Genomic DNA, 14,995 nt, shown 5'->3' with positions numbered 1-14,995 from the left:
TTTGCCTCAAAGCCCGGACATTCTGACCCCAACAATACCCCTGCCAAAAGGGGTGGACCCGCTTTTGAGGACATTCCGTGATGCAGGACGCCCCTGACCCCCTTGCGCTTGAACTTGTCGGGCTGTCGCGCGCCGACTGGCTGCGCGCACTGCAGGATCTGGGCGAGGCACGCGGATTTCTCGAGCCTCTGGGGGCCGCGCACCATGCGCTGTTTGTCGAGGATGGTGACACCCTGGTCGTGACCTTTGAATCCCTGCCGGCGATTCAGGCCCTGTCCGAAGACGGTGCGCCGGTGGGCCTTGAGTTTGTGCGTGAACTGGGCTGGTCACAGCTGGCAGTGATTTCAGACCGCGACACCTGGTTCCGTGACCCCGACGTCTACAAGTTTTTCGACCAGCTGAACGACGACGGCTTTTTTGACGACTTCGAACAGGTGGTGTTCTTTGGCGCCGGTCCCTGCGGCTATGCGGCGGCGGCCTACTCCGTGGCCTGTCCGGGCGCGCGGGTGGTGGCGGTTCAGCCGCAGGCCACACTGGACCCGCGCCTTGCCGGCTGGGACGAACGCTTTGCCGACAAGCGGCGCCTGTGTTTTACCGACCGCTACGGCTATGCGCCCGAAATGCTGGATGCCGCCGATCACGCCTTTATTCTGTATGATCCGCACGAGCCGCTGGATGCGATGCACGCGGCGTTGTTTCACAGGTCCAATGTCACCCGCTTCCGTCTGCCCTTCATGGGCAGTGCCCTGTTGAGTGATCTGCTGGAACTGGACCTGCTGTTGCCGCTGCTGACTTCGGCGGCCGAGGGCAGTCTGGACGTGCTGACGTTCTCTGGTCTGATGCGGGTGCGCCGGGACCATCCGCCCTATCTGCGCAAACTGCTCGCGCGGCTCGAATCGGATGGCCGCAGCGGACTGTCCGAGATGCTGTGCGAAAACGTCGTCGCGCGGATGCAGGCGCCGCGATTCCGTCGCAAGCTCGAAGCCCTGCGCGCGGCACGAAAGGCCACTGGATCAGGCACCAGCGACTGACGGAAGCCTTTGTGTGACTGGCGCAGAGGTCTAGCGCCGCGCCCCGAATGCCTGCCGGATCTCTGCCTGGAAATAACCCAGAAGCCCCCCGAGCAGAACCAGCCCCGCGGATGGCCTCACCCCAAGCAGCAACAGCAGCAGCGACGCGAGGATCAGCACCGCCGCAAAGGCAGTGACCTGCAATCCTGCGTCGTCGGGAAGCTGGCCCGCCTTGAGATGCCGGGCCAGCGTGGCCCTGATCTGCGGTTGCACCTTTGGCACCAGCGCCCCGGCCACGGCACTGATGATCAGTGTCAATATCATGTCACTGCCTCCTTCTCTGGCGTCTGCCCCAGACTGACGCATCGCGCCCTCCGCGTAAACGCGCAATGCCTCTGGCGCGCCTGCCTCGGCTCGTGCTAACCGCAGCCCCATGACCCAGAGCCTGACACTGCGCCGTCCTGATGACTGGCACCTGCACCTGCGTGACGGCGAGATGCTGCGCGCAGTGGCCCCTGAATCCGCGCGCCACTTTGCCCGCGCCATCATCATGCCAAACCTTGTGCCCCCGGTTGTGACCGGCGCACAGGCCGCCGCCTACCGCGACCGCATCCTTGCGGCCCTGCCAGACGGTGCGCGCTTTGAGCCGCTGATGACGCTGTATCTGACCGAGGACACGGATCCGGCGGATGTCGCTGCCGCCCATGCCTCGGGGCTGGTGAAAGCGGTCAAACTCTACCCTGCCGGCGCCACCACCAACTCCGCCTCGGGTGTCAGCAATTTCGACAAGGTCCGTCCGGTGCTGGAAAAGATGGCCGAAATCGGCCTGCCGCTGTGCATGCATGGCGAAGTCACTGACCCGGAAATCGACATCTTTGACCGCGAGGCGGTGTTCATCGACCGTGTGCTTGACCCGATCCGCCGCGCCACGCCGGGACTGCGCGTGGTCATGGAACATATCACCACCGCGCAGGGCGCGCAGTACGCCCGCGACGGCGGCGAAGATCTGGCCGCGACGATCACCACGCATCACCTGGTGATCAACCGCAACCACATCCTCGTCGGTGGCATCAAGCCGCATTATTACTGTCTGCCGGTCGCCAAGCGTGAAGAACACCGCCTTGCCCTGCGCGCCGCCGCCACCTCGGGTGATCCCAGCTATTTCCTCGGCACCGACTCGGCGCCGCATGTGGATGCGCTCAAGGAACATGCCTGCGGCTGTGCGGGCTGTTTCACCGCCACAAACACCCTGTCGATCCTTGCCGAAGTCTTTGAACAGGACGCCGCGCTCGATCGGCTCGAAGCCTTCACATCGCTGAACGGCCCGGCCTTTTACCGGCTGCCGGTGAACGACACGACATTGACCCTGACCAAGGGCGCGCCGGTCGTCTATCCGGAAAAGATCGACGCCGCGGGCGACACTGTCACCGTTTTTGACCCCGGATTCCCGCTGCACTGGACCGTTGCCACCTGATCCCGACGACTGCGGTCCGTTCGGACCCGACCCCGCTGTCCCCACCAAGAGAGACCCGCCAGATGATCCCGACGAACGCTCCGACTTCCGAAGAAATGGCCCGCCTGACCGCCCGCATGTTGCTGGAAATCAAGGCGGTGCATTTCAATGCGGCCGAGCCGTTCATTTTTGCGTCGGGTCTGGCCTCGCCGGTCTATATCGACTGCCGCAAGCTCATTTCCTATCCCAGGATTCGCTCGGCGCTGATGGATTTCCTCACCGCCAAGGTGATGCGCGACGCCGGTTTCGAGGCGTTTGACAACATCGCGGGTGGCGAAACGGCCGGCATTCCCTTTGCCGCGCTGGTTGCCGAACGCATGGCGCTGCCGATGACCTATGTGCGCAAGAAGCCCAAGGGCTATGGCCGCAACGCCCGCATCGAAGGCGCCATGACCGAGGGCGAGCGCGTGCTGCTGGTCGAGGACCTGACCACCGACGGCGGCTCCAAGCTCAGCTTTGTCGACGCCATCCGCGACACCGGCGCCACCTGCGCCCACACTGCGGTGATTTTCTACTACGGCATCTTCCCCGAAACCATCACAACCCTGGGCGATCACGGCGTCACCCTGCACCACCTCTGCACCTGGTGGGACGTGCTGGCCGAGGCCCGGGCGCAGGCGGCGTTCGACAGCGAGACGCTTGAAGCGGTAGAATTTTTTCTGAACGATCCATCCAAGTGGCGGGAACTTAACGGCAAATAAATCTTGCTGCCATCTGTGGATAAATCGCCGCGAAGAATCGCGGCGAACACCCCAAGTATAGTGGACAGCACTGAGTGCAATACCCTATGCTGAATGTACTTTCTGGTTATCAGTGCCCCGGCACCTTATCCCGGCATTTGTCCACAGACTTGTGCCACTAGGGGTTCGGCGCGATTTTCGCTATGACAGGACAGCACGCGAGACCGGCATACCGGCACGCGGATAAGAGCAGCATGCAGAGGCAGACGATGAACGAGATCACCGCATTCAATCCCACCGGTGCAGAGGTGCAGGCGCCCGAAACCATGCCCCACTCGATCGAGGCCGAACAGCAGCTTCTGGGCGCGATCCTGACCAACAACGACATCTACGACCGGGTTGCCAGCATCATCAGTGCGCAGCATTTCTTTGATCCGGTGCACGCCCGCATCTATGATATCGCCGCCGCCCGCATCGCCAAGAACAACCTCGCCTCTCCGGTGACGCTCAAGGCCTTCATGGAGGACGACGAGGGCCTGAAGGAACTCGGCGGCCCGGCCTACCTCGCCCGTCTCGCGGGCGCTGCGGTCAGTTCGTTTGCGGTGCGCGATTATGCGCAGATGATCTATGACCTCGCGATCCGTCGCGATCTCATCGCGCTGGGGCGCGACATCAGCGCCAAGGCCAGCAAGGTCGATGTTGCCAGCGAGCCGCGCGAACAGATCGTCGAGGCGGAACAGGCGCTATACAAGCTTGCCGAACAGGGCCAGGCGGAAAGCGGTTTCCAAAGCTTTCTGCGCGCCGTCACCGATGCGGTCAACGTCGCCAACACCGCCTACCAGCGCGAGGGCGGGCTTTCGGGCATCTCCACCGGTCTGATCGACATGGACAAGAAACTCGGCGGTCTCCACCCCTCGGACCTGCTGATCCTTGCCGGCCGCCCGTCGATGGGCAAGACCTCGCTGGCCACCAACATCGCCTTCAACGTCGCCAAGGCCTACAAGCGCGGCACCAAGGCAGACGGCACCGAAGGCGCCATCGAAGGTGGCGTGGTCGGCTTCTACTCGCTGGAAATGAGCGCCGAACAACTGGCCGCGCGGATTCTGTCCGAGGCTTCGGAAGTGCCCAGCGAACAGATCCGCCGCGGCGACATGACCGAGGGCGAGTTCCGCCGCTTTGTCGATGCCGCCAAGTCGCTGGAGGCCTGCCCGCTGTACATCGACGACACGCCGGCCTTGCCGATCAGCCAGCTTGCCGCCAGGGCGCGGCGTCTGAAGCGGACCCACGGCCTTGATGTGCTGATGGTCGACTATCTTCAGCTGGTGCGCGGCACCGGCAAGTCGGAAAACCGCGTCAACGAGATTTCCGAGATCACCATGGGGCTCAAGGCCATCGCCAAGGAATTGCATATTCCGGTGATTGCCCTGTCACAGTTGTCACGGCAGGTGGAATCCCGCGAAGACAAGCGCCCTCAGCTGTCGGATCTGCGGGAATCCGGGTCGATCGAACAGGACGCCGACGTGGTGATGTTCGTGTTCCGCGAAGAATACTACAAGGAACGCGAAAAGCCCGGCGATCACGACCTCGACAAGATGGCCGCCTGGCAAGAGGAAATGGAGCGCCTGCACGGCAAGGCCGAAGTGGTCATCGGCAAACAGCGCCATGGCCCCATCGGCACTGTGGAACTGTCCTTCGAAGGACAGTTCACCCGGTTTGGCAATCTCGTGAAACCCTGGCAGACCAACGAAGGCAGCAGCTTCTGAAACTCTGCCCCAACCCGCCTGCGGAGTCAGAACGCGCCGCAGGCCGGCGCGGCTGGCACTGGCGGCGGCAGGAGCACGGCCGCCCCCGAGCGGCGCTCTGAACGGATCGCAACCTGCGGCGTGCAGTTACTTTCCCATGAACCAGCGCAGCCTTGGCGAACAGGTGCGCCATGGCTGCGCCGGGTTCGGGCGGGGTGCCCGGGCGGGCCTGTCACAACCTGACAACCGCCCCAAAGGCCGGGCGATACTCCCAGCCGTCCACATCCCCGCGCAGTGCCAGCGCCGCCTTGATCACTCCGGCATGGGTCACCACCAGCGCACCGTCGGGCAATGCCTGCAGGCCACGCGCAACCCTGTCCCGCAGCATCTCGACGGTTTCACCGCCATGACCGCCGTAGCCGAAAAAATCCGCCGCCCAGGCATCCAGCGCCGGGCGGCCGATGGCGTCCCAGCGCCGGCCTTCCCAGGTGCCGAAATCCATCTCGGAAAAATCCTCCGAAACGTGCAGCGCCACCCCGAAGACAGCGCAGATCCGCTCGGCCAGTATCCGGCAGCGTCGCAGGGGTGAGCTCACCACCGCGACCGGCGGCGCAAGGCCGGCAATCACCGCGCCGCAGTCCGCCTCGAACCCGGCGGCAAGCGCCAGATCGCTCCGCCCGTAACAAACACCCTCGGCCACTTCGGGCCGGGTGTGACGCACGAGGGTCACAGCCACAGCGCCGCGCCCAGATAGATTCCCAGTTCGCCCAATTGCTGCGTGGCCCCGAGACAATCGCCGGTATAGCCACCGATCTTGGCCCGGCAGACCAGCCGCACCCCCTGCCCCAGCAAGATGCAGAGCCCGAACCCGAGCAGCACCGCCCCGCTGCCCAGGGCAAGGACGCCGAGGATCAGCACCGCCATCGACAGCGACAGCGCCAGCCGATAGCCGTCGGGTGTGACACTTGGCACCACAAACTTGGCGCCGGTTTCGCGGGCATATCCGGTGGTGGCGATGACATGTACCGACGCCATGCGCCCAAGCGCGTGACCCAGCAGCAACAACCAGCCCGCGACCCCGGGGGCAAAGCTTGTCAGCAGCGTGACTTTCAGCGCCAGAACAACCCCCAGAGACACCGCGCCATATGTGCCAATCCGGCTGTCGCGCATGATTTCAAGCCGACGCACAGCCGTCTGGCCACCCCACAGGCCGTCGGCCGCGTCCGCCAGCCCATCTTCGTGAAACGCCCCTGTGGCCAGCAATGTCGCGGCCAGGGACAACAGCACCGCCACCGGCAGCGGCAGCCAGCGCGCGGCGAGAACAAGAACCACCGCGCCGATCACTCCGACCAGCAGCCCGACCAGCGGATAGTATTTGGTCGCGCGGATCAGCAGGTCGTCGGAAAACGGCAGATCGCGCGGCACCGGCAACCGTGTCAGGAACTGCACCGCCAGCAGGAACAGGCCGAGTTCGGTGCGCACGGCGTCCCGCATGTCGACCGACATTCTCATGCCGGTCCCGAAACGCCGGCAGCCTCAAAGCTGGCCATCTCGTTCAGCATCGCGACGGCTGCGCGCAGCAGGGGCCAGGCCAGAGCGGCTCCCGATCCTTCGCCCAGCCGCATGTTCAGACTGAGCACGGGGTCCGCCCCCAGCGCGTTCAGGACCACGGCATGGCCGGCCTCGGGCGACAGATGCGCAAACACCATGGCGGACCTGGCCTGCGGCTCCAGCGTGCAGGCAGCAAGGGCTGCGACCGTGGCGATAAATCCGTCGACCAGCACCACCCGCCGCGCCGCGGCTGCCCCCAGCATCGCCCCGGTCATCATCACCGTTTCAAAGCCGCCATATTCGGCCAGAACCGCGCGGACATCCAGCGATCCGGTGCGCGCGGCCGCGCGCAGCAGCACGTCGCGCTTGTGCGCAAGGGCGGCATCTTCGAGCCCTGTGCCGCGCCCGACCAGATCGTCGAGCGCTATCCCCGTCAGCTTGTGCGCCACAACCGAGGCGGACGAGGTGTTGCCGATGCCCATCTCGCCAAAGGCCATCGCGTCGAAATGCCCGCCGGCACCCAGCAGCCGACCGATGTCCAGTGCCGTCTGCACCTGTGCCTCACTCATCGCCGGGCCGGTCAGAAAGTTCGATGTGCCGTCGCCCAGGCTGTATTCGCTGACCGCGGACATCCCGAAGGGGCCGCCTGCGACCCCGGCATTGATCACCTGAAGGTCGAGCCCGCCCGCACGCGCAAAGACATTCGCCGCCGCCCCGCCGCCGGCAAAATTTGCCACCATCTGCCGCGTGACCGCCGCCGGGTAGGCCGAAACCCCCTCGGCCGCGATGCCGTGATCCGCGGCAAACAGCATCAGCGCACAGCTCTGCATCTGCGGGTCCAGCCGCCCCTGCACCCGAGCCACCTGGGCGGCGAGTTCCTCGATCCGACCCAGCGCGCCCTGCGGCTTGGTCTTGGTGTCGATCCGGCGCATCAGCGCGGTCTCGAATTCAGTGTTTTGCATGTTCATTCCGGTGGCATAGCCGGGCCGGACGGACCGCTCAACTCTTCTGTGCGGCCTGCCGGTCGGACAGCGCCACTTTTTGCGCTTGACGCGCTGGGGGATCGTGCCAAACACACAGGATGGCTCAATCAGTACTTACAATCGACCTTGCCGCCCTGCGCCAGAACTGGCGCAGCCTGTCCGCCAGAACCGCCACCGAAACCGGCGCCGTGGTCAAGGCCGATGCCTATGGTCTCGGGGCCGGCCCGGTCGCCAGGATGCTGGCCTCCGAAGGTGTGCGGCGGTTCTTTGTCGCCCTTGCCGAAGAAGGCGCCAGTCTGCGCAAAGTTCTTGGCCAGGGCCCGGAGATCAACGTCTTTTCGGGTCACATGGCGGGCGACGCCGCGCTGTTGAAGGCGGCACAGCTGACGCCGATGATCAATTCCATCGACCAGATGCTGCGCCATGTCGAAAGCCTTCCGGGCCACAGCTTTGGCATTCAGCTGGATTCGGGCATGAACCGTCTGGGCATCGAACCCAGTGAATGGGCAGCGCTGCGCGAGCTGGCCCTGTCGCAGAAACCGACGCTTGTCATGAGCCATCTGGCCTGCGCCGACGAACCCGATCACCCGATGAATGCCCACCAGCTGCGCGAGTTCCGCAAGATGACGGACGGCATCGACGCGCCGCGCTCGCTGTCGGCCACCGGCGGCATCCTGCTGGGGCCGGACTACCATTTCGACGTCACGCGTCCCGGTATCGGATTGTATGGCGGCGCCCCGTTCGGCGACGCCCTGCCGGTCGCGCACCTGTCGATCCCGGTGATCCAGATCCGTGACGTGGCGGCGGGCGAAAGCGTCGGATACGGCAACGCCTGGGTGGCGCGCCGACCGGCGCGTGTGGCCACCATCGCTGCGGGTTATGCGGATGGCATCCTGCGGGCCATGGGACCGAAGGCGCATGTCCATTCGGGAACCAGCCGCTGCAAGATCCTTGGCAGAATCTCGATGGACCTGATCGCCGTCGATGTCACCGCCTTGCCTGCGGCGCCCGAGTCGCTGGATCTGCTTGGTGCACAGCAGGGTGTCGATACCCTGGCCGATGCGGCGGGCACCATCGGCTATGAGATCCTGACCGGTCTCGGCGCACGGTACGAGCGGCGTTACACCGGCGCATGACATCGCTGCGCACTGCGAGAACCCGGACATGAGCCTGTTCGAACCCAGCCCGACCCTGATCGCCCTGATCTTTGTGAAACGTTTTGTGTTTCCCGAATTGCTGCTGCTGCTCGCGCTGATCCGCTGTTTCACCGCACGGGGTCCCAGCCGGGGTCTGGCAGTGGTGACCGCGCTCGCCTGCGGGGCGGTCATCGTGACCACCTTTGCGCCGGCACTGGGACTGACCGCGCAGGGCTGGTACGGCCCGGCCGCCCGGGCGCTGGCGCATGGACAGGGGCTGAGCGCGCTTGTCGGACTGTCGGCCCTGTTCCTGGCCTCGGCCTGGTTGCCGGGGCGTCGGCTGGCCGCGCTTGACTGGCTGTGCAGCGCGCTGATCCTGGGGTTGCTTGGGCTCTGGCTCGCAACCATGTACTGAGCGGGCCGACCCGGCCCGCGAAAGGACCGGATGCGCTGGCTCAATCTTTCCCTGCTGATCCTCTATCCCATTGCCTGGAGCGCGCCGCTGTTGCGCGCCGGACTGTTGCCGCTGTTCAGCCTGTCGGAAATCTCGGTCCTGACGGGGATACGCTCGCTCTGGGACAGCGACATATTCCTGGCGCTAGTGGTCACGGCGTTTGCTCTTGTCGCGCCCTACCTCAAGACGCTCGGGCTGGCACTGATGCAGTTCGGCTGGATCACCCACAGGATGCTGCCGCTTCTGACCCTGCTGGGGAAGCTTGCGATGGCGGACATATTCCTCGTGGCACTGTATATCACATTGTCCAAAGGCATCGGAGTCGGGCGCATCGAAATCGCCTGGGGGCTGTACCTGATGACCGCCTGCATCCTGATGTCGCTCGGGTTGAGCTTGTGGCATACGCATCGTGTTGACACGGGATCCGAATCGGCAACAGTGATGCCGCCGGATCACGATTGACCACAAAGCACTGCAATACCGAAATATTCTTCAATTTTTGATAGCCGATTCGTTAAACTGTGGCATAAATGTGCTCTGTTCGATTTTGTGGAACAAGTTCGGTAGATGCGTAGTTTTGTCCGCAGTCGGCAAATTTTAGCCGATGGTTCTAGGGAGAACGTTTATGCTTCAATCGCTGAGATCCGCCTTTGCGGTTGTGCAATATCTCATGCAGTGGCTGGCAATGCTGGCCATTGGCTCCGCCACGCTCTTGCTCATCGGGTACACGATATCCTGTGCACTGGGTCTGACGCCCTGGCTGTCGCTCAGCTTGCAGTTCGGCGATCTGGTACTGCCGAACGCGGGCACCGCTGTCCAGCTGGCGCTCACCGCTCTGGCGCTGTCCCTGTGCTTCTTTTTGCCAACCAATGCGCGGGTCATGGCGCTGGAAACCTCGCACCGCCGGTTTCACATCGGCATGAAGGACGTGGCGCGCGCCTACCAGGTGGCCCACCACGCCGACCGCGAGGGGCTGTTCCAGCTGTCGTCGGAGTTTGACTCGATCCGCGAACGCATCGCCTTTCTGCGCGAACACCCGGACCTGTCAGAGCTTGAACCCTCGGTGCTCGAGGTCGCTTCGCAGATGAGCCATCTCAGCCGCGAACTGGCGCAGGTCTATTCGGACCGCAACGTCGCCCGGGCGCGTGATTTCCTTGTTCAGCGCCAGCAGGAAATCGAGGATTTCAATATCCGCCTGAACCACGCCAAGGGTGTGGCCACCGAAATGCGGCAATGGCTGACCCGGGTCGAAATGGACGAAGCGGTCGCCGAATCCCAGCTGACGCGGCTGTGTGACGAACTGGCGGAAATCCTGCCGGAACTCGGCGCAACGGCACCGGCGGCAGAAGAGACCGAAATCCGTCGCCCGGTCATTGTTGCGGACGCCGAAGAAGAGGTGGCGCCCCCCGACGACCGGATTGTCGCCCTGCTGGCACGGCGCGCCGCCGAGTAACCGCTCCGGTTTCGGGCAGCGCCCTGCGGTGTGCCCGAAACCGCGCCCACCTCGCCCACCTGTCCAATCGAATTGCAGCTACGGCTCCTTCCCGAGAACCGGCAACCGCGCGGTGACCCGACACCGCGCCATCCACAAGCCCTTGCGATGGGCTTCGCCTTCAGCCACAAGATCGTCATGGCCAAAACCTCTGCAAATTTTGTCTGCGCCGCCTGCGGCAACGCCACCACCAAATGGGCCGGGCGTTGCGAGGCCTGTGGAGCATGGAATACCATCTCCGAAGAGGTGCCGCTGTCGCAGTCCGGCCCGGCGAAGAAGACCCTTGGCAACAGCCGCGGACGCGCCGTACCGCTCACCGATCTTTCCAGCACCGAACCACCGCCGCCCCGTGTCGCCTCGGGTCTGTCCGAGCTTGATCGGGTGCTGGGCGGCGGACTGGTGCCATCCTCGGCGATCCTTGTGGGGGGCGACCCCGGCATCGGCAAGTCCACCCTGTTGCTGCAGGGGGCGGCGATGTTTGCGCGTGCCGGGCTCAAGGTGATCTATGCCAGCGGCGAAGAGGCCAGCGCCCAGGTGCGGATGCGGGCACAGCGCCTGGGACTGGCGGATGCGCCGGTGAAACTGGCCGCCGAAACCAACCTGCGCGACATCCTGACCACGCTGGAACAGGAACGCCCGGACCTTGCGATCATCGATTCGATTCAGACGATGTGGGCGGACAATGTCGACTCTGCCCCCGGTTCGGTCAGCCAGGTCCGCGCTGCGGCGCACGAACTGACCAGTTTTGCCAAACGCAGCGGCATGTCCGTGATTCTGGTGGGTCATGTCACCAAGGATGGCCAGATTGCCGGGCCGCGTGTGGTCGAACACATGGTCGATACCGTGCTCTATTTCGAAGGTGAACGCGGCCATCAGTTTCGCATCCTGCGCGCGGTCAAGAACCGGTTTGGCCCGGCGGACGAGATCGGCGTGTTCGAGATGACCGGCGCCGGTCTGGCCGAAGTCACCAACCCCTCGGCGCTGTTCCTGTCCGAGCGCGGCCAGCCCAGCCCCGGATCGGTGGTTTTTGCCGGCATCGAGGGCACCCGCCCGGTGCTGTGCGAATTGCAGGCGCTGGTCGCTCCCAGTCCGCATTCCCAGCCGCGCCGCACTGTGGTCGGATGGGACGGCGGACGGCTGGCAATGATTCTCGCCGTGCTCGAGGCACGCTGCGGCATCCCGTTTGCCGGGCTTGATGTATACCTGAATGTGGCCGGCGGGATGAAGATCAGCGAACCCGCAGCCGATCTGGCCGTCGCCGCCGCGCTGCTTTCCGCCCGGGAAGATGTTTCATTGCCCCCGGAAACGGTCGTTTTCGGGGAAATCAGCCTGTCTGGCGCCCTGCGTCCGGTGTCGCAGACCGAAAACAGGTTGAAAGAGGCGCAGAAACTTGGTTTCACCTCCGCAATCGCGCCCTCCGGTGGCAAAGCCGGGGCGAGTTCGGGTATGACGCTCCAGCAGATGGGCGATCTGACTGCCTTTGTGGGCGATCTGTTCGGCGCGGGATAAGCGCCGCCAAAAGGAAAGAGGCAAGAAGCCGATGGATGGATTTACAGTCGTGGATGGCGTTGTCGCCGTTGTGATCGTGCTGTCAGCGCTGCTGGCCTATTCGCGCGGCATCGTGCGCGAGGTCATGGCCATCGCCGGCTGGGTCGCGGCGGCCTTCCTTGCGTTTCTCTTCGCACCACAGGTCCAGCCGCTGGTCAAGGAACTGCCGGTGATCGGCGAGTTCCTGTCCGACAGCTGCGAACTCAGCATCATCGCCGCCTTTGCGTCGGTCTTTGCCCTCGCGCTTGTGGTTGTGTCGTTCTTCACGCCGCTGTTTTCCTCACTGGTCCAGCGCTCGGCGCTGGGGGGCGTTGATCAGGGGCTTGGATTCCTGTTCGGCGTGGCGCGGGGCGTGCTGCTGGTGGCGATCGCCTTCTTTGTCTACAGCACCGTGCTGACCGCCCAGGATGTGCCGATGATCGACGACAGCCGATCGGCCGCGGTCTTCACCCGGTTCACCTCCAAGATCGAAGAGCAGAACCCGGAGCAGGCTCTGGGCTGGATCACCACCCAGTACGAACAGCTTGTCGGTGTCTGCGACGCACCGGGCGCAAACGACGCCTGACCCCTGCCCGGGCATCCGCTGACGCCCGGACAACCCGCGTCGGCGCCTTTGGCCCGATGCGGTGGGCAACGAATTGTTGCACTGCAGCACTTGTAGTGTGATCCTTTCGTGACACATAGCCAACAAGCGCCTATGAGTGCCCCAACACTTCTCGCAACGGATTCGGAGCCGCCCCTTGGATCTGCAGATGCCACCCGCCCATCCCTTCGATGACGACAAACTCAAAGAGGAATGCGGAATATTCGGCGTTGTCGGCGTCACTGATGCCGCGAACTTCGTCGCCCTAGGTCTGCACGCGCTGCAGCATCGGGGACAGGAGGCCGGCGGAATCGTCAGCCATGATTCGGACCAGGGCTTCAATTCCGCCCGTCGCTTTGGCTATGTGCGTGACAACTTCACCTCACAATCGCTGATGCAGACGCTGCCCGGGCCGATCGCCATCGGCCATGTGCGCTATTCCACCGCCGGATCCAAGGGACCGACCCAGATCCGCGACGTGCAGCCGTTCTTTGGCGAGTTTTCCATGGGCGGGGCGGCGATTGCCCACAACGGCAACATCACCAATGCCGACGCCCTGCGCCGCGAGTTGATCGAGCGCGGCTCGATCTTTCAGTCCTCGTCGGACAGCGAATGCATCATCCACCTGATGGCCCGCTCACTGCAGCGCAACATCCCCGAGCGGATGGAAGACGCCCTGCGCCGGGTCGAAGGCGCGTTCAGCGTCGTCGCCATGACCCGGACCAAGCTGATCGGCGTGCGCGATCCGCTGGGCGTGCGCCCACTGGTGCTGGGCAAGGTCGCCGACGGCTGGGCGCTCAGCTCCGAAACCTGCGGCCTGGACATCATCGGCGCGGAATATGTCCGCGAGATCGAGCCGGGCGAAATGGTGGTGATCACTGCCGAAAAGGGTGTCGAAAGCCTGCGGCCGTTCCGCCCGCAGAAATCCCGTTTCTGTATCTTCGAACATGTCTATTTCTCGCGCCCGGATTCGATCATCGGCAACCGCTCGGTTTACGAAACCCGTCGCCAGATCGGCGTTGAACTGGCCCGCGAGGCACCGGTCGAGGCGGATCTCGTCTGTCCGGTCCCCGATTCCGGCACTCCGGCGGCGATCGGTTTTGCACATGAATCCGGCATTCCATATGGCATGGGCATCGTGCGCAACCAGTACATGGGCCGCACCTTCATCGAGCCCACAGAGCAGATCCGCAACATGGGTGTGCGCCTGAAACTGAACGTCAACCGCGCACTGATCCGGGGCAAACGGGTGATCCTGGTCGACGATTCGGTTGTGCGCGGCACCACCAGCCGCAAGATCAAGGAAATGATCCTGGATGCCGGCGCTGCCGAGGTGCATTTCCGCATCGCAAGCCCGCCCACGGCCTGGCCCTGCTTTTATGGCGTCGACACGCCGCAACGTGAAAAGCTTCTGGCCGCGACCATGTCCGAGGACGAGATGCGCGACCATCTGCAAGTCGATTCGCTGCGCTTCATCTCGCTGGACGGCCTGTATCGTGCGGTGGGCGAGGCCGAAGGGCGCAACCCCCGTCAGCCACAGTATTGCGATGCCTGTTTCTCGGGTGAATACCCGGTCGAGCCTGCGGATCAGATCCAGAAAGGCTTCAAGCTCAAGACCGCTGCGGAATGAGCCTGCTGAACCTCGATGCCCGCTGGCGGCGTCTGAATGACCCGGACTATGCCTGCCCTTGCTGCGGCCGTCGGTTTTCGGGGGTTTTCGACATCGGGTTCGAGGAACCGGACGCCTGGTTGCATGGTCCGCGCAGCGACGATCTGCTCCGCGTCGGAGAGGACAAGCTGTCGTCCGAGCTCTGTCGTCTGGGGGAGCGGCGTTTCCTGCGCTGCGTCATCGCCCTGCCAATTCGTGGCAGCGACGGCGAATCGCTGTTCCTGGCGCCCTGGGCCGAAGTGTCGCAATCTGATTTCTATGCTTATCTCGACGGCTCCACCCAGGACGGAGCGCCCGTCACGGCGCTGACGGCAACGGTTGCAAATGCGTTGCCCGGACTTGGTGATCCCGGCCCCGGCACACTGCAACCCGGTTCCGGTCTGGTACGGCCGCGCCTTGAGTTTGCGACCGGCCCGCTGGCGGTGGCGTCTGCCGAGGGCATCTCGTTCGATGACCTGCTCGACATCTATGCCGCTGCCGGTCAGGACATTCGGCCGCACCTCACCGGGTCGTAGGCCAACACTTGCCGTCCGGGAAGCAGTTCTCTGCCAACCGGACGGTCCGCGCCATGGCCGGGGTTTCGCCCGGCGACGCTACACCCTAGATCGCGGTCTTCAGGAAACCACAGACCGCA

General features: G+C 64.3%; 16 protein-coding genes. 12 read left to right on the top strand and 4 right to left on the bottom strand.

Annotated elements, in window-relative coordinates:
* The first annotated feature begins 80 nt into the window (after positions 1-80).
* Entirely contained in the window at positions 81-1,031 is a 951-nt protein-coding gene (locus FOY53_RS11815) for a phosphoadenosine phosphosulfate reductase (protein ID WP_146589030.1), read from the top strand.
* A gap of 30 nt (positions 1,032-1,061) precedes the next feature.
* Here FOY53_RS11815 and FOY53_RS11810 read toward each other — a convergent pair whose 3' ends face one another.
* A complete protein-coding gene (locus FOY53_RS11810) occupies positions 1,062-1,334 on the bottom strand; it encodes a hypothetical protein (protein WP_146589028.1) in 273 nt (90 codons plus the stop codon).
* A 109-nt stretch (positions 1,335-1,443) separates the two neighbouring features.
* Between FOY53_RS11810 and pyrC the strand changes: the two genes are divergently transcribed.
* From pyrC to FOY53_RS11795, 3 genes are all read left to right on the top strand, one after another.
* Entirely contained in the window at positions 1,444-2,484 is a 1,041-nt protein-coding gene (pyrC, locus tag FOY53_RS11805; RefSeq protein WP_146589026.1) for a dihydroorotase, read from the top strand.
* 62 nt (positions 2,485-2,546) lie between these two features.
* Positions 2,547-3,224, top strand: coding sequence for an orotate phosphoribosyltransferase (locus tag FOY53_RS11800; protein WP_146589024.1), 678 nt, complete (start codon positions 2,547-2,549; stop codon positions 3,222-3,224).
* A gap of 248 nt (positions 3,225-3,472) precedes the next feature.
* The gene (locus tag FOY53_RS11795; RefSeq protein WP_146589022.1) at positions 3,473-4,966 is read left to right on the top strand and encodes a replicative DNA helicase; all 1,494 of its coding nucleotides are present in this window, start codon (positions 3,473-3,475) and stop codon (positions 4,964-4,966) included.
* 211 nt (positions 4,967-5,177) lie between these two features.
* Here FOY53_RS11795 and FOY53_RS11790 read toward each other — a convergent pair whose 3' ends face one another.
* From FOY53_RS11790 to cobT, 3 genes are read right to left on the bottom strand one after another with little or no spacing between them, the layout of a single operon-like run.
* A complete protein-coding gene (locus FOY53_RS11790; protein WP_146589020.1) occupies positions 5,178-5,681 on the bottom strand; it encodes a histidine phosphatase family protein in 504 nt (167 codons plus the stop codon).
* Positions 5,672-6,451: an adenosylcobinamide-GDP ribazoletransferase gene (gene cobS, locus FOY53_RS11785; protein ID WP_222435252.1), complete on the bottom strand. Its 780-nt coding sequence runs from the start codon at positions 6,449-6,451 to the stop codon at positions 5,672-5,674. Before cobS ends, FOY53_RS11790 begins: the two co-directional genes overlap by 10 nt.
* Before the next feature lie 2 nt (positions 6,452-6,453).
* Positions 6,454-7,458, bottom strand: a complete 1,005-nt coding sequence (cobT, locus tag FOY53_RS11780) for a nicotinate-nucleotide--dimethylbenzimidazole phosphoribosyltransferase (protein ID WP_146589018.1) — start codon at positions 7,456-7,458, stop codon at positions 6,454-6,456.
* 119 nt (positions 7,459-7,577) lie between these two features.
* Here cobT and alr point away from each other — a divergent pair, with 119 nt between their 5' ends.
* The 8 genes from alr (at position 7,578) to FOY53_RS11740 (ending at position 14,876) form a co-directional block, all read left to right on the top strand.
* Positions 7,578-8,615 (top strand): alanine racemase, encoded by a 1,038-nt coding sequence (alr, locus tag FOY53_RS11775; RefSeq protein WP_146589017.1) that lies wholly within the window; start codon positions 7,578-7,580, stop codon positions 8,613-8,615.
* A gap of 28 nt (positions 8,616-8,643) precedes the next feature.
* The gene (locus FOY53_RS11770; protein WP_146589015.1) at positions 8,644-9,030 is read left to right on the top strand and encodes a hypothetical protein; all 387 of its coding nucleotides are present in this window, start codon (positions 8,644-8,646) and stop codon (positions 9,028-9,030) included.
* 30 nt (positions 9,031-9,060) lie between these two features.
* Positions 9,061-9,531, top strand: a complete 471-nt coding sequence (locus tag FOY53_RS11765) for a paraquat-inducible protein A (RefSeq protein WP_146589013.1) — start codon at positions 9,061-9,063, stop codon at positions 9,529-9,531.
* Between the two features lie 163 nt (positions 9,532-9,694).
* Positions 9,695-10,522 (top strand): DNA repair protein, encoded by an 828-nt coding sequence (locus FOY53_RS11760; RefSeq protein ID WP_146589011.1) that lies wholly within the window; start codon positions 9,695-9,697, stop codon positions 10,520-10,522.
* Between the two features lie 177 nt (positions 10,523-10,699).
* Positions 10,700-12,070, top strand: coding sequence for a DNA repair protein RadA (radA, locus tag FOY53_RS11755; RefSeq protein ID WP_146589009.1), 1,371 nt, complete (start codon positions 10,700-10,702; stop codon positions 12,068-12,070).
* A gap of 31 nt (positions 12,071-12,101) precedes the next feature.
* Positions 12,102-12,674 carry a CvpA family protein gene (locus FOY53_RS11750; RefSeq protein ID WP_146589007.1) on the top strand — a complete coding sequence of 191 codons (573 nt, stop codon included), beginning with the start codon at positions 12,102-12,104 and terminating at the stop codon, positions 12,672-12,674.
* Between the two features lie 187 nt (positions 12,675-12,861).
* Positions 12,862-14,322, top strand: coding sequence for an amidophosphoribosyltransferase (gene purF, locus FOY53_RS11745; RefSeq protein ID WP_146589005.1), 1,461 nt, complete (start codon positions 12,862-12,864; stop codon positions 14,320-14,322).
* Complete coding sequence (locus tag FOY53_RS11740) at positions 14,319-14,876, top strand: DUF2199 domain-containing protein (protein WP_146589003.1); 558 nt, start codon at positions 14,319-14,321, stop codon at positions 14,874-14,876. Before purF ends, FOY53_RS11740 begins: the two co-directional genes overlap by 4 nt.
* The last annotated feature ends 119 nt before the right edge of the window (positions 14,877-14,995 follow it).

Origin of the sequence: Puniceibacterium confluentis, assembly GCF_007923445.1 — a bacterium.
In the GTDB taxonomy this organism is placed as follows: domain Bacteria; phylum Pseudomonadota; class Alphaproteobacteria; order Rhodobacterales; family Rhodobacteraceae; genus Puniceibacterium; species Puniceibacterium confluentis.
The sequence above is the reverse complement of the archived record's forward strand: the minus strand, read 5'-3'. Positions and strand labels throughout refer to the sequence as shown.

Bases quoted from the DNA above. Each gene is read 5' to 3' on its own strand.
- FOY53_RS11815 (WP_146589030.1), top strand. From the start codon at position 81: ATGCAGGACGCCCCTGACCCCCTTGCGCTTGAACTTGTCGGGCTGTCG.
- FOY53_RS11810 (WP_146589028.1), bottom strand. From the start codon at position 1,334: ATGATATTGACACTGATCATCAGTGCCGTGGCCGGGGCGCTGGTGCCA.
- pyrC (WP_146589026.1), top strand. From the start codon at position 1,444: ATGACCCAGAGCCTGACACTGCGCCGTCCTGATGACTGGCACCTGCAC.
- FOY53_RS11800 (WP_146589024.1), top strand. From the start codon at position 2,547: ATGATCCCGACGAACGCTCCGACTTCCGAAGAAATGGCCCGCCTGACC.
- FOY53_RS11795 (WP_146589022.1), top strand. From the start codon at position 3,473: ATGAACGAGATCACCGCATTCAATCCCACCGGTGCAGAGGTGCAGGCG.
- cobS (WP_222435252.1), bottom strand. From the start codon at position 6,451: ATGTCGGTCGACATGCGGGACGCCGTGCGCACCGAACTCGGCCTGTTC.
- cobT (WP_146589018.1), bottom strand. From the start codon at position 7,458: ATGCAAAACACTGAATTCGAGACCGCGCTGATGCGCCGGATCGACACC.
- alr (WP_146589017.1), top strand. From the start codon at position 7,578: ATGGCTCAATCAGTACTTACAATCGACCTTGCCGCCCTGCGCCAGAAC.
- FOY53_RS11770 (WP_146589015.1), top strand. From the start codon at position 8,644: ATGAGCCTGTTCGAACCCAGCCCGACCCTGATCGCCCTGATCTTTGTG.
- FOY53_RS11765 (WP_146589013.1), top strand. From the start codon at position 9,061: ATGCGCTGGCTCAATCTTTCCCTGCTGATCCTCTATCCCATTGCCTGG.
- FOY53_RS11760 (WP_146589011.1), top strand. From the start codon at position 9,695: ATGCTTCAATCGCTGAGATCCGCCTTTGCGGTTGTGCAATATCTCATG.
- radA (WP_146589009.1), top strand. From the start codon at position 10,700: ATGGCCAAAACCTCTGCAAATTTTGTCTGCGCCGCCTGCGGCAACGCC.
- FOY53_RS11750 (WP_146589007.1), top strand. From the start codon at position 12,102: ATGGATGGATTTACAGTCGTGGATGGCGTTGTCGCCGTTGTGATCGTG.
- purF (WP_146589005.1), top strand. From the start codon at position 12,862: ATGCCACCCGCCCATCCCTTCGATGACGACAAACTCAAAGAGGAATGC.
- FOY53_RS11740 (WP_146589003.1), top strand. From the start codon at position 14,319: ATGAGCCTGCTGAACCTCGATGCCCGCTGGCGGCGTCTGAATGACCCG.